Here is a 13,621-nt window from a genome sequence, read left to right as displayed (position 1 = left end):
CAGGCCATGCCACAGCTGGAACGCACGTCCAACACCGAACTGGACCGCACGTCCACGACCGCCGCCGCAGAGCGCGCGGCCGCTCCCGCGGCCGGCGAGACACCACGGGCGACCGCCACCCTCGCCCTGACGAGCGCGGCCACCGCCGTGGCGCTCATGACCTACACCGCGCCGGCCGTCACGCTCCCCGCCACCGCCGCCGCCCTGCACACCTCGGTCTCCGCGCAGGCCTGGCTGCTCAACGGCACCCCGCTGGGCCTGGCCGCACTGCTCCTGGTGGCCGGCAGCCTCGCCGACGACTACGGCCGCCGCCGGATCTTCGTGGCGGGCACGGTCGCCCTCGGGCTCACCACCGTGCTCGGCGCCTTCGCGACCAACACCTGGATCTTCACCGTGGCGCGTATCGCGCAGGGCGCGGCGAGCGCCGCGATCCTCGCCAGCAGCCTCGGCCTGCTCGTCCACGCCTTCCCGTCGGCACGGGGCCGGCTGCACGCGACCGGTGTGTGGGGCGCCTTCGTGAGCGGCGGCATCGCGGTGGGGCCGGTGGTCGCCGGGGCCATGCCTAACTGGCGGTCGACGTACGGAGTCCTGGCCGCCGTGACGCTGATCGTGGCGGCCCTGTCCGCACGCGCCCTCACGGAGTCCCGCGCACCGCGCGACGGCCGCCCGGACATGCTCGGCGCCCTGGTCTTCAGCCTCGCCCTGGTCTCCCTCGTGGCCGCGCTGACCCTGGGCCGCGACGGCTGGCTGCGGACGCCGGTGGCCCTGCTGTTCGCCACCACCGTGGTGCTCCTCGCGGTCTTCGCCCTGGTGGAAAGCCGCACCCGCACGCCGATGATCGACCTCTCCCTGCTGCGGCGCCCCCGCTTCCTCGGCTCGGCGGCGGGCGGTCTGTTCACGGGCCTGGCGGTGCTGGGCCTGTTCACCTTCCTGCCGGCACTGCTCCAGCGGACGATGGGCCTCTCCCCGATCGACACGGCATGGCTGTTCCTGCTCTGGTCCGGACTGTCCTTCCTCGTCGCGCTCCAGGCGAAGCGCCTGGCCGGCCGCGTCTCGTCGCGCCACCAACTGGCCATCGGCTTCGCACTGCACGCGGTGGGCGTCCTGACCATGCTCGGTGCGGTCGGCTCGGGTTCTTGGGTCCGCGTCCTGCCGGGTCTGGTGATCGGCGGCATCGGCAGCGGCCTGCTGAACGCCGCGCTCCCGCTGGTCGCCGTGGAATCGGTCCCCACCGAGCGGGCGGCGATGGGCTCGGGCGCCCAGCAGACGTTCCGCTACATCGGCTCGTGCGCGGGCGTGGCCCTCACGATCGCCCTGGTGACCACCGGTGGCGGCTCGCTCGCCCACGGGGCGAACGTCGCCGCGGTCGTCTCGGCGGTCCTGGCGGCGGTGGGTGCGCTCGCCGTGCTGGCGCTGCGTGAGCGGGCGTAGGGACTACCGGGGGCGTGCGGAGGCGAGCATGCCCCACACCACCAGCCGGTACCGGGAGGTGAACTCGGGCGTGCAGGTGGTCAGGGTGAGGTAGTACCCGGGACGGTCGTACCCGTAGGACGGATCGACGCGGCTGCGCGGCACCGGCGCGATGACGCCGCCGTCCACCGGAGAGGTCCGGGGAAGCACCTGGCCGACGACGTACGTGTACGTGGCGGACCTGGTCTCGACGGTGACGGTGTCCCCGCGGCGCAGACGGTTGAGGTACCGGAAGGGTTCGCCGTGGGTGTTGCGGTGCCCGGCGAGCGCGAAGTTGCCCGCCTGGCCCGGCTGGGCGGTGCCCGGGTAGTGACCGACGTAGCCCTTGTTGAGCACGTCGGCCTTGCTGACGCCCTCGGCGACGGGGGCGCGCAGGGAGAGCCGCGGGATGATGAGGACGGCGTAGGCCTGGGAGGGGCCGGGACGAACGGGCCCGCTCACGGCCGTCCGTCCTTGCTTCCGGACTCCGGACCCGCTCGTGGCGCCGGTACTGCCGGCCGTAGGCGTACTCACGGAGCCACCGGCCGACGAGGAGGCCTCCGGCGCGCCCCACTCCCGCTCCAGCGCCTGCACCTTGCGCTCGGCTCCCTGCCGCGCCTCCCGGTTGGTCCACCACAGCTGATGCACCACGAGCAGCAGAAGCACGACGCCGACGGTGACCAGCAGCTCACCACCGGTCCACAGAGCCCGCAGGCGCCGGGCACGGCGCCGCCGGAGGGCGTGGTGCACGACGGGGGTGCGCATGGGGCCGGACGATAAGGGGTGCGGCTTCAAGTGGCCATGAGCGTGCAGCGATTGACGCGCTCCCGTCCCACCGACGAACGCCCAGCGAAACGCAGCGGCGGTATCCGATCGTCACGGACTGCCACACACCTGGGGGCACCCGGCCGCACGACTCACCGACCCCTCCGCAACCCCTGGCCTGCGAATCTCTCTCCTTTGTCGGTCGGCGGCAGTACGGTGTCCCCCATGCGCCCCGACACGCCTGCCGAGAACGTCGACCACAACGCCGAAGCAGCACGCCTGGAGCGGGCTGCCGGCCTGTATCCCGAGGACGCGGAACACCTGCTGCTGCAGTCCGCGGCCCACCGGGAACTGGCCGACGACCGCCCCGGTGCCACCGCGCTGTACGACCGGCTGCTGTCATCGTCCGAGCCGCTGGAGAACCCGCACCTCGTACGAGCACTGAAGGCGTCGAACCTGTGGGAGTACGACCACGAGGCCGAGGCCCGGGCGATCATCGACGGAGTGCGCATGGCCTCCCCCGGGCAGCCGGCGCCCTGGCTGATCGTCGCGGAGTCCCTGGAGACGCACGACGAGCTGGAGGCGGCGGAGGCGACGTTCACCGAGGGGCTGACGCTCCTGCTCGGTGACCACGCGGAGCCACCGCAGTCCACGCACCCGCTCCTGTACGGCCGCCACCGGGTCCGCCGCATGCTGGGCGCGGCGCACGACGAGTGGGACAGGCTGGCGGACACCCTGCACTCCTCCACGGTCTCCCTGGACGAGCTGCACGACCCGAAGCGGATCTGGTCACTGGGCTCGGACAACCCGGCGGAACTGGAGGCCGAGATCAGCCGCCTGCGGGCAGAGCTGGGCGCGTACCGGGAGGCGCTGTCCCGCCCGTTCCCGGTGGCGGTCCTGCACTGGCCGACGACCGAACTGACGGAACTGGTGTCGGCGTACCCGACGCTGACCGTGGAGTACCCCTCCCGCGAGGAGCACCTGGCGACCATAGAGGGCTCCCTGAGAGAACTGGCCGCCTCCGGCACACCGAACCTGGGCATCGTGACGGGCACGGTCCCCTCGTACGAGGCGTTCGCGGCCTCGGAGGGCGCATCACCGGCGGACGTGGCGCTCCTGCCCCAGTACGCGACGACACTGGCGGCCCGAGGACGGGCTGTGGCTTGGCCGCCGGAGCGGGGCAGCGTGTGCTGGTGCGGAACGGAACAGGTTTACGAGGAGTGCCACGGAGAGGTCGGCTGACGGGGCTGCCGGCAGCGGTCACCTGGGGAGACAAGAAGCGCACCACCATCCCTGTCAGGGCCTCCTGGTACAACGGCTGCATCGTCCAAGGACATGCTCAACCGGGGGGAACACATCGATGTCTCATAGCCACAGCCACGCACCAGCTCCCTCTGCTGGGTTGTACGAGCAGCTCATCACCCTTCGTCTCGAACAGCAGCTGAAGGAGCTTGCCAGCGTCGGCTGGCACCCCATCAGCGAGTCAGTCGGGGCAGAGTCGGTGCCGCATGTCCTAGCCCGACACATCTCGAGCACCGTGCAACGTGTCCTGCAAAACCTCCCATCCGAGGAGCGGGTCTACGCGGCCAATCACATCCTCGCGTCCGTCAGCACACTCGAAGGGGCGCAGGAATGGATTGACATGGTGGCTGACGGACCTCGGCAGCTCTTCGCCCTGACCCGCCAGGAGGCTCCAGGCGTCTTCGCGCTCCGCCCCGCCACTCCCCTATCCGATACCGCGCTGCTCACAAACGCGCCGGAAGATCCGAGCCTCGGCTTCGAACTGCGTGCCGAACTCGCCACCGCCGACCGAGTCGACCTGCTTTGTGCCTTTGTGAAGTGGCACGGGCTGCGGATCATCGAGCAGTCCCTCAGAGCAGCCCGGGAGCGAGGCCTGCGCATACGTGTCATCACGACCACGTACATCGGCGCAACCGAGCGGCGGGCGTTGGACAGGCTTGTACAAGAGTTCGGCGCCGAGGTGAAGGTCAACTACGAGACGCGGTCGACGCGGCTCCACGCCAAGGCATGGCTGTTTCACCGTGACAGCGGTTACGACACGGCGTACGTCGGGAGTTCCAACCTTTCCAAAGCCGCACTACTGGACGGCCTGGAGTGGAACGTTCGGCTCTCTTCCGTAGCAACGCCCGATGTCCTGAGGAAGTTCGCGGCGACCTTCGAGGCGTACTGGAGCGACCCATCTTTCGAGGCCTACGATCCCGCGACGGATGGCGAGCGGCTCCAGGAAGCATTGGCAATTGCGGGAGGCGTCTCTTCCAAAGCGACGGCGGATCGCGGTATCACCCTGTCTGGCCTTGAGGTACGGCCCTACCCGCACCAGCGCGACATGCTGGAGCGGCTGGAAGTCGAACGCGAAGTGCACGGCCGGAACCAAAATCTGCTCGTGGCTGCGACCGGCACAGGCAAGACTGTGATGGCGGCTCTTGACTACAAGCAGCTGCGGAAGAAACACGGCCACGACCTACGCTTGTTGTTCGTTGCCCATCGCAGAGAGATCCTGCAACAGTCACTCCGCACATACCAAGATGTTTTGGTCGACGGTAACTTCGGCGAGTCCTTCCACAGTGGAGAGATCCCCGATCGATGGACACACGTCTTCGCGAGCGTCCAGTCGCTCAGCGCACGTGCCTTGGAGCGGCTCGCTCCTGACCACTTCGATGTGATCGTGATTGATGAGTTCCATCACAGCACATCACCCACGTATCGGAAGATCCTCGAGCACTTCACACCCGTGGAGCTGCTGGGCCTGACGGCCACGCCCGAGCGCATGGACGGCAGGAACGTCCAGGATGAGTTCTTCGACGGTCGAATCGCCGCCGAGATGCGCCTGTGGGAGGCCCTGGAAAATGACCTCCTGAGCCCTTTCCACTACTTCGGGATCAGTGACACCACCGACCTGAGTGCCGTCGAATGGAAGCGGGGCGCGTACGACGCCGGCGCTCTGAGCAATGTGCTGACCGGTAACCATGCTCGAGCACGCCTGGTCGTCAAGGCGGTAGAGGACAAGGTTGCGGAGCCTGGCGCGATGCGTGCACTGGGCTTCTGCGTCTCCGTCGCACACGCGCACTTCATGGCGGAGTACTTCAGGACCGCCGGCCTCAACGCCGTGGCCCTGTCGGGCGAGACTCCGACCGAGGAACGGAAGCAAGCTCTAGCCGAGCTGGCATCCGGGACGCTCCAGGTCATCTTCTCGGTCGACCTCTTTAACGAAGGCCTCGACGTGCCGGATGTGGACACACTTCTGCTGCTACGTCCCACCTCCAGCGCCACGGTGTTCCTTCAGCAACTCGGCCGCGGGCTTCGCCGCAGCGAAAACAAGGCCGTCCTGACTGTGCTGGACTTCATCGGCCAGCACCGCAAGGAGTTTCGCTTCGAGAACCAGTTCAGGGCTCTCACCAACCTGACGCGTAAACGCCTGCTGGACAGCATCGAGCATGACTTTCCACAGCTCCCCTCCGGTTGCCAGATCATCCTGGAGGAGAAGGCCAAGAGAACAATCATCGCGAATATCAAGGAGCAGATCGGGGTCAATGTCACGGCACTTGCACGCGAGGTAGCCGACTACGCAGAACCAAAGCTCAGTCGCTACCTATACGAGAGCGGGCGCGAGCTCAAAGAGCTCTACCGAGGCAACGGCAACTCCTGGACCGGACTGCTCCGGCGCGCGGGTCTGTTGAAGGGTGAGGCTCCAGAAGGCGAAGCGGCCCTCCTCAAGCGGGTGTCCGCCTTCCTCCACGTCGATGACCCGCTGCGTGTTGCCGCGTATACACGACTGCTGGAGGACGACGCCCCGCCCTACAGCGCCCTCAACAAGCAGCAACAGGCCTACGCGCGCATGCTGTTCTTCCAGCTGTGGCCCTTGGGCGGCGTCACCCGCAAAGGCTTCGCGGACTATGACGAAGGCTTCGCCACACTCCGCAATCAGCACGCCGTACGCAGCGAGTTGAGGCAAGTGCTGGAGTACAACCTCGCCCACACCGAACATGTCCCGATCCCTCTCCTGGGGATCGGCGACCCCAGCGGCGTCCCCCTCACCGTGCACGCCTCATACAGCCGCGAAGAGATCCTCCCGGCACTCGGCCAGTCGTTCATCGGCGGCTTCATGCCAGGTGACTTCCGTGAGGGCGTGAAATGGTGTGAGTCCATGAGGACCGACGCTCTGCTCATCACCTTGGAAAAGGATGAGAAGGACTTCTCGCCGCAGACGCGTTACCACGACTACGCCCTGAGCGAGACCCTCTTCCACTGGGAGTCCCAGAACCAGACGTCGAACACCTCCCCCACTGGGCTCCGCTACCAGCGTCACGTCGCTGAAGGCAGCCATGTCCTGCTCTTCGTACGCCGATACAAGAACACCGACATCGGAGGGGCCCAGCCGTGGATGCTGCTCGGCCCCGCTCAGTACGTCGAGCACAAGGGGAGCAAGCCGATGGCCGTTACCTGGCGGCTTAAGCACGAGATTCCGGCGGATGTTTGGGCGTACTCCGCCATCGCGGCCGGCTGAACCGCCCCGACGCCGACTCCTCACCCAGGGCGTATCTCCGGTCTCCTTCTCCGCGCAGAAAGCGCACCTGGGGAGATCAACGCCGAGCCCGGAGGCGGGCGCCGCCGCTGTGTGCGGCGGGTTCCGCCTCCGGGCCCGTCCCCCGGTCAGCCGGTCGTGCTCAGCCGAACTGTCCCGGCTGGTAGGCGCCCGCCGGCTGCTGGACGAGGACGTTCATGCGGTTGTACGCGTTGATCAGGGCGATGAGGGAGACCAGCGCGGCGAGTTGGTCCTCGTCGTAGTACTTCGCGGCGTTCGCCCAGACCTCGTCCGGGACGCCGCCTGCCGCGTCGGCGATGCGGGTGCCCTGCTCGACCAGTTCCAGGGCGGCGCGCTCGGCGTCCGTGAAGACCGTGGCCTCCCGCCAGGCGGCGACGAGGTGGAGGCGCTGGTGGTCCTCGCCGGCGGCCACGGCGTCCTTGGTGTGCATGTCGGTGCAGAAGGCGCAGCCGTTGATCTGGCTGGCCCGGATCTTCACGAGTTCCTGCGTCGCCGCGGGCAGCGTCGAGTCGCTGATCACCTTGCCGGCCGAGTTGATGTACCTCGTGAACTTGCCTGCCACGGGGTTGGTGAAGAAGTTGAGACGGGCTTCCATGGCGATCTCCTTGCCGTATCGACGGTTACACAGCCCTGACGGAGCACCACCGCACGATGTGACCGGCCGGGCGGGCGAGTGCATGTGACCTGCGTCTCATCCCACCCTGGGCTCGTCGCGCGTTGAGGGCGGCCCTGGACACAGGCGTCACACCGCTCTTGACCGATCCGACCTTCCGAACGGCATGGCGCGGCCGGCGGGGGCGCGCCCGGGCAGGGGGTGAGGCCATGGTCCTGCCGGGCGCGGAGTTAGCCTCGGTCATCAGCCGCAACGGCGACCCGGACACACCGGCACAGGAGGCAGCAAGCGATGGCGAAGGTTCCTACGGCCCTGGTGGCCGCGACCGGTCTCGTCGGCGGGTACGGGGTCGCCCGCTGGAGCAAGAAGCGGCAGCTCGGCGGGGCCGTGCTCGCCGTGGCGGGCGCCGCGTCGGCCGAGCGGTGGCGGCGGCAGGCGGGCGGTGCTGCGGCCGGGGCGCTGACCGCCGCGTATGTCGCGGCGTTCGCCGGGTCGCATCCGCTGGCCAAGAAGGTGGGCGCGTGGCCCGCGGTGTTCGGGGTCGCCGGAGCCGTCGCCCTCGCCTCCTGGGCCGTGGCCGACCGGCGCGGTTAGGCGCCCCCGGTCAGCCGAGCCCTCCGGCAGCCGCTCCCCCGCCGCCCCCGGAGACGGGCCCGCTCACTCCCCGGAACGTCCGCCGATACGCGTACGGACTCGTCCCGACGACCCGCTTGAAGCGGTCGCGGAAGGCCGTGGGGGAGCCGAACCCCGTCTGGGTCGCGATGCGCTCGACGGGATGCGACGTCGTCTCCAGGAGGTACTGGGCACGCCGGATCCGCGCCCGGTGCAGCCACTGCAACGGGGTCGTGCCGGTCTGTTCGCGAAAGCGGCGGTTGAGGGTGCGGGCGCTCGTGCCCGCGCGGGCCGCGATGTCGTCCAGGGTCAGGTCGCGGTCCGCGTTCTCCTCCAGCCAGTGCAGCAGCGGCTCCAGAGTGGTCCCCGCAGGGGCCGGCGGCCGGGAGTGGACGATGAACTGGGCCTGGCCGCCCTCGCGTTCGAGCGGCATGACCGACAGACGGGCCGCGTCCGCCGCGACCGCCGAGCCGTGGTCCTTGCGGATCATGTGCAGGCACAGGTCGAGCGCCGCGGCCGCGCCCGCCGAGGTGAGGAACTGGCCCTCGTCGACGTAGAGCACGTCCGGGTCGACCGTCACCTCCGGGTGGCGTTCGGCCAGCAGGGCCGCCGCCACCCAGTGCGTCGTCGCCCGCCGTCCGTCCAGCAGCCCGGTCGCGGCGAACACGAACGCGCCAGCACACACCGACGCGATGCGCGTGCCGTTCGCGGCGGCCGCACAAAGGGCCTCCTTGACGCCCTCCGGAAGCGGCCGTGTCGGGTCCTCCGTGCCCGGCAGGACGATCGTGTCCGCCTCCGCCAGCGCCTCGAGCCCGTACGGCGCCCGGATCCGGAACGTGCCCGCGTCCACCTCCTCCGTCGGTGCGCAGATCCGTACCCGGTAGGCGGGCCGTCCGTCCGGCAGACGAGTGCGTGAGAAGACCTCGATCGGCGCCGAGAGGTCGAAGGGGATCACCTGGTCCAGCGCCAGGATGGCCACGGTGTGCATGGCGAGAGCGTACGGGGGCGCCGGGTCACGGCCAAGGCGCGGGGGTGATGGATACTCCTCGATCTCCGCAGGTCGGCGGCCATGCGCGGGTGCATGGCGGGAATCCGTTGGGTACTGGCAATTCCGCCACTTCCGTCAGTGATCTTCGCGCCCGTAGCGTCGGCCCGTGACCAAGTTCCTTCTCGCCGTCCATGTCCTCGCCGCGATCGTCGCCGTCGGGCCCGTCACCGTCGCCGCGAGCATGTTCCCGCCCGTCGCCCGCAAGGTGCTCGCCGAGCCTGCGGAAAGCCGGCACAGCCTCGCGCTTCTGCACCGCATCTGCCGGGTCTACGCCCTCGTCGGGGTCGTCGTCCCCGTGTTCGGGTTCGCCACCGCCAAGAACATGGGCGTGCTCGGCGACACCTGGCTGATCGTGTCGATCGCGCTGACCACGCTCGCGGCAGTGGTGCTCGGTGCCCTGGTACTGCCCCGCCAGGGCACCATCCTGGAGGCGGTCGAGGGCGGCGTGGTCGGTGAGCGGGCCACGGTCCGGCTCGCCATGGCCACCGGTGTCTTCAACCTTCTGTGGGCCGCCGTCACCGTGCTGATGATCGTGCGCCCGGGGTCCACGACGGGGGCCTGACGGCCGCGGAGGGGCTGTCGTGTCACAACGGGTTTGTCTGCGGCAGGTCCTCCCGCGCCCACTCCCCGCGGAGCGCGCGTGCCACTCCGGTCGTCACGAACACGCCCGCCGCGATCAGCAGCGTGTAGAAGCCCCATGCCAGGGGCCACAGCGCGGCGTCCGGTGCGGGGTGGGTGCGGAAGGAGACGTACATCAGCACGGCAGGCGGTGTTGCGACCAGGAGCAGCGGCCAGCCCAGGTGGTCCCAGTGGCCGAAGTAGGCCGCCAGGAGCAGCAGGGTCACGGTGAGGACGAGGACGCCGACGCCCGTGACGGGGGTCGTGTCCTCGGTGGCCGTGGGTGTGGCCGGCTGGTTGCGCGGGTCCCACGGGAGGCACAGCAAGTAGGCCGCGGCGGCGAGGGCGGCGCCGAGCAGGCGGATCAGCCAGCGCTCGGGCCAGGGACGCGTTCGCATCGGGCAGAGCAGCTTCTCGGTCATGCGTACGAGGGTTTCCGCGGAGCGGCGGAGTCGGCAGAGTACGGGTACTCAGATCCCCCTGGGCACCTCGCACACGGCCCCGCGCCGGCGGCCGCGACGGCCTCGGAGCCGCGACAGACCCGAAGCCACCCGACCACGCCCGTCGCCACGGCGCCGACCCGCAGCCCCCGGGCCAGGCCGCCGCCGCCACGGAAACGCAGCAGCCACGCACCCGGAGCCGCCACAGCCCCGCGGCCGCGGCGGCCTCGCAGGCGCGAAAGACCCGACGCCACCCGACCACGCCCGCAGCCCCCGGGCCGCGCCCCCGCCGCGACGGACACGCAGCAGCCACCCGCCCACGCCCTTCGCCGCGGCGCCAACCCGCAGCCCCCGGCCATGCCGTTCACCGCACCGGGCCCACGGCCGCCGGCCGAGCCCCGGCGCCAGGTCTACGGCCCAGCCCGCGCTCCGACGCCGGGTCTACGGCCTCACCCGCGCCCCGCCCCAAAGACTTACGGCCGAGCCCCCGCCCCCGCCGTCGTCGCCGTCAGCGGCGTGGCGATGTCCTCCAGCGACCGTCGTTCCGCCCGGACCGCGAGCAGGGCCGCGACCAGCCCCGCCGCGCACATCAGGGCCGCGCCGATCTGGAAGGCGAGGACCGTGTCGCCGACCCGGCCGGTGCTCGTGAGGTCCGCGAACAGCAGCGGTCCGCTGATGCCGCCGGCGGCGGTGCCGAGGGCGTAGAAGAAGGCGATCGACATGGCCCGCGTCTCCATCGGGAAGATCTCGGAGACCGTCAGATACGCGCTGGACGCGCCTGCCGAGGCGAAGAAGAGCACCGCACACCAGCACGCCGTCAGTGTTCCCGCGCTCAGCGAGCCCCGGTCGAACAGCCAGGCCGTGCCGAACAGCAGCAGTCCGGAGAGCAGGTACGTCGACGAGATCATCACCCGGCGGCCGACAGTGTCGAAGAGTTTGCCGAGCAGCAGCGGGCCGAGGAAGTTGCCGACGGCGATGACGGCGAAGTAGTAGCCGGTGTCGCCGGTGGGGACGTGGAAGAACTTGGTGAGGATCGCGCCGAAGCCGAAGGTGATGGCGTTGTAGAGGAAGGCCTGGCCGATGAAGAGGGAGAAGCCGAGCACGGCGCGTTTGCGGTAGACGGTGAAGACGGTGCGGGCGATCTCGGCGAAGCCGATGCTCTCGCGCTGGTGGATGGTGATCTCGCCCTTGGGCGCCGGGAGCGGCTCGCCCTTCTCGTCCTCGATCTGCCGCTCGATGGAGGTCACCACGCGTTCCGCTTCCTTCTCCCTGCCGTGGATCAGCAGCCAGCGCGGGCTTTCGGGGACGTGCCGGCGCACGAGCAGGATCACCAGGGCGAGGAGGGCGCCGAGGGCGAACGTCAGCCGCCAGCCCACGTTCACGGGCAGAAGGTCGGTGTTCAGCGCGACGATCGACAGCAGCGAGCCGCCGATCGCGCCCAGCCAGAAGCTGCCGTTGATGATCAGGTCGACGCGGCCGCGGTAGTGCGCCGGGATCAGCTCGTCGATCGCGGAGTTGATGGCCGCGTACTCGCCGCCGATGCCGAAGCCGGTCAGAAAGCGGAAGAGGAAGAACCACCAGGTCGAGAAGGAGACCGCGGTCAGGGCGGTGGCCGCGAGGTAGACCGCGAGGGTGATCATGAAGAGGTTCTTGCGGCCGTAGCGGTCGGTCAGGCGCCCCCAGAACAGCGCACCGACACAGGCGCCCGCCACATAGAGCGCGGCCGCCGTGCCGGTGACCGCGCTCGAGGAGATCGGCAACCCGCTGCCGGGCTCGGAGAGACGACTGGCGATGTTGCCGACGACCGTGACCTCGAGGCCGTCCAGGATCCATACCGTGCCGAGCCCGATCACGATCGTCCAGTGCCAGCGTGACCAGGGCAGACGATCCAGGCGGGCGGGGATCGCGGTGGTGACCGTGCCGGGTGGGGGCGCGGTGACGGACATGGTTGCCTCCTCGGGGACGCCGGGTGACGCCGCACCCACCCCGAGTGCCCGATCGGCGGACGGTTACGCTCCGAGCGCCCGCGACACGATGTAGATCAACAGCCCCGCGAGCGAGCCCACCACCGTGCCGTTGATCCGGATGAACTGCAGGTCGCGGCCGATGTGCGCCTCGATCTTCCGCGTGGTGTGCACGGCGTCCCAGCCAGCGACGGTGTCCGTGATCAAGGACGTGATCTCCCTGCGGTACGTCGTCACGACGTGCACCGCGGCGCTCTCCACCCACTTGTCGACCTTGGACTGGGTCCGCTCCTCGGTGGCCATGCGCTGGCCCAGCGACAACAGCGAGGCCCGTACGCGCTGCCGCAGCTCGCTGTGCTCGTCCTCGGCAGCGGACACGATCATGGAGCGGACGGCCGTCCAGGCGGAGGCGATCAGGTCCTGGACCTCGCCCCGGCCCAGTACATCGCCCTTGAGCCGCTCCACGCGGGCGCGGGTGTCGGTGTCGGACTGGAGGTCGGAGGCGAAGTCGGCGAGGAACCGGTCGAGGGCACCGCGCGCGGGGTGCGTGGGCGAGTCGCGCATCTCGGTGACGAAGCGCAGCAGTTCCTTGTAGACCCGCTCGCCGACCTTCTTGTCGACGAACCGGGGAGTCCAGCCGGGGGCGCCGCCCTGGACTGCGGACATGACCTGGTCGTCGTGCAGGACGAGCCAGTCGTGGGCGCGGACGCAGATCAGGTCGACGACCCGTTTGTGGCCGCCGTCCGCGACGACCTTCTCCAGCATCTTGCCGAGGGGCGGAGCGATCTCCTGCGCGTCGGCGCGGCGCGTTATGGCCTCGCCGACCACCGCCTGGACGTCCGAGTCGCGCAGCACCGTCAGCGCTCCCCGCAGGGCCGTCGCCAGCTCCGCCGTCACCCGGTCCGCGTGTTCCGGATCGGCGAGCCATGTGCCCAGCCGGGCGGCGATGCCGACGGCGTGCAGGCGCTGTCGCACGACCTCCTGGGAGAGGAAGTTCTCGCCGACGAACTCGCCGAGGGAGATGCCGAGCTGGTCCTTCTTGTTGGGGATGATCGCCGTGTGCGGGATGGGCAGGCCGAGCGGGTGCCTGAAGAGCGCGGTGACCGCGAACCAATCGGCCAGCGCACCGACCATGCCTGCCTCTGCCGCGGCGGCCACATAGGCCGCCCAGGGGCCCGCGCCCGCGCCCCGCGCCCAGGTGGCCAGGGCGTACACGAGCGCCACGAGGAGCAGCAGCCCGGTCGCCGTGCTCTTCATCCGGCGCACACCTCGGCGCTTCTCCTCGTCGGCGGGGCTGAAAGCCGTCATCGCCCGGCTCGTGGCGGTATCCGAGCGGGCAGGCGGCACCTCAGCCACCACTTCCTCCGGTTCCGTGCGTTCCATCCACTCCACCCGTTCGTGTCCCCCGTACACATTGTCCCTTCCTGACCGACTCATGGAACGGAACGGGAGTTCCCGGCGTCTGTCCGCACGGAGAAGTCTCGGGGCTTTTCAGGGTCTCGTCCGGGTTCCCCGGACGCCGGGCAACCCGGACACTGGGGCAAGGCC

Annotated in this window: 11 protein-coding genes; 5 read left to right on the top strand and 6 right to left on the bottom strand. The window is 69.8% G+C overall.

The genetic code is table 11. The features are described from left to right. Positions 1 to 6 precede the first annotated feature (6 nt). Positions 7 to 1,431, top strand: coding sequence for an MFS transporter (locus tag ACQEXA_RS34890; RefSeq protein ID WP_433131985.1), 1,425 nt, complete (start codon positions 7 to 9; stop codon positions 1,429 to 1,431). A gap of 3 nt (positions 1,432 to 1,434) precedes the next feature. Here the strand turns inward: ACQEXA_RS34890 and ACQEXA_RS34885 are convergent, their stop codons facing one another. Beyond that, positions 1,435 to 2,214, bottom strand: coding sequence for a class E sortase (locus tag ACQEXA_RS34885; RefSeq protein ID WP_432928154.1), 780 nt, complete (start codon positions 2,212 to 2,214; stop codon positions 1,435 to 1,437). Between the two features lie 225 nt (positions 2,215 to 2,439). On the opposite strand from ACQEXA_RS34885, the gene ACQEXA_RS34880 reads away from it, so the two are divergent. Continuing rightward, complete coding sequence (locus ACQEXA_RS34880; RefSeq protein WP_432928156.1) at positions 2,440 to 3,456, top strand: hypothetical protein; 1,017 nt, start codon at positions 2,440 to 2,442, stop codon at positions 3,454 to 3,456. Positions 3,457 to 3,574: 118 nt separating this feature from the next. After that, complete coding sequence (locus ACQEXA_RS34875) at positions 3,575 to 6,739, top strand: DUF3427 domain-containing protein (protein ID WP_433131983.1); 3,165 nt, start codon at positions 3,575 to 3,577, stop codon at positions 6,737 to 6,739. A 160-nt stretch (positions 6,740 to 6,899) separates the two neighbouring features. On the opposite strand, the gene ACQEXA_RS34870 is transcribed toward ACQEXA_RS34875, so the two are convergent. Continuing rightward, on the bottom strand, positions 6,900 to 7,373 hold the full coding sequence (locus ACQEXA_RS34870; protein WP_359391581.1) for a carboxymuconolactone decarboxylase family protein: 474 nt from the start codon (positions 7,371 to 7,373) through the stop codon (positions 6,900 to 6,902). 309 nt (positions 7,374 to 7,682) lie between these two features. Between ACQEXA_RS34870 and ACQEXA_RS34865 the strand changes: the two genes are divergently transcribed. After that, a complete protein-coding gene (locus ACQEXA_RS34865) occupies positions 7,683 to 7,985 on the top strand; it encodes a hypothetical protein (protein WP_359391582.1) in 303 nt (100 codons plus the stop codon). 10 nt (positions 7,986 to 7,995) lie between these two features. On the opposite strand, the gene ACQEXA_RS34860 is transcribed toward ACQEXA_RS34865, so the two are convergent. After that, positions 7,996 to 8,991 carry a GlxA family transcriptional regulator gene (locus ACQEXA_RS34860; RefSeq protein WP_432928161.1) on the bottom strand — a complete coding sequence of 332 codons (996 nt, stop codon included), beginning with the start codon at positions 8,989 to 8,991 and terminating at the stop codon, positions 7,996 to 7,998. 166 nt (positions 8,992 to 9,157) lie between these two features. On the opposite strand from ACQEXA_RS34860, the gene ACQEXA_RS34855 reads away from it, so the two are divergent. Beyond that, positions 9,158 to 9,613 (top strand): hypothetical protein, encoded by a 456-nt coding sequence (locus ACQEXA_RS34855; RefSeq protein ID WP_432928163.1) that lies wholly within the window; start codon positions 9,158 to 9,160, stop codon positions 9,611 to 9,613. Between the two features lie 22 nt (positions 9,614 to 9,635). On the opposite strand, the gene ACQEXA_RS34850 is transcribed toward ACQEXA_RS34855, so the two are convergent. The 3 genes from ACQEXA_RS34850 to ACQEXA_RS34840 form a co-directional block, all read right to left on the bottom strand. Beyond that, positions 9,636 to 10,091, bottom strand: a complete 456-nt coding sequence (locus tag ACQEXA_RS34850) for a hypothetical protein (protein WP_432928165.1) — start codon at positions 10,089 to 10,091, stop codon at positions 9,636 to 9,638. Between the two features lie 491 nt (positions 10,092 to 10,582). Continuing rightward, positions 10,583 to 12,055 carry an MFS transporter gene (locus ACQEXA_RS34845; protein WP_432928167.1) on the bottom strand — a complete coding sequence of 491 codons (1,473 nt, stop codon included), beginning with the start codon at positions 12,053 to 12,055 and terminating at the stop codon, positions 10,583 to 10,585. Positions 12,056 to 12,118: 63 nt separating this feature from the next. After that, positions 12,119 to 13,486: a DUF445 domain-containing protein gene (locus ACQEXA_RS34840; protein WP_432928169.1), complete on the bottom strand. Its 1,368-nt coding sequence runs from the start codon at positions 13,484 to 13,486 to the stop codon at positions 12,119 to 12,121. Positions 13,487 to 13,621 lie beyond the last annotated feature (135 nt).

The organism is Streptomyces sp. CA-106110 (assembly GCF_050936285.1).
In the GTDB taxonomy this organism is placed as follows: domain Bacteria; phylum Actinomycetota; class Actinomycetes; order Streptomycetales; family Streptomycetaceae; genus Streptomyces.
This window is presented reverse-complemented; position numbering and strand designations above follow the sequence as displayed.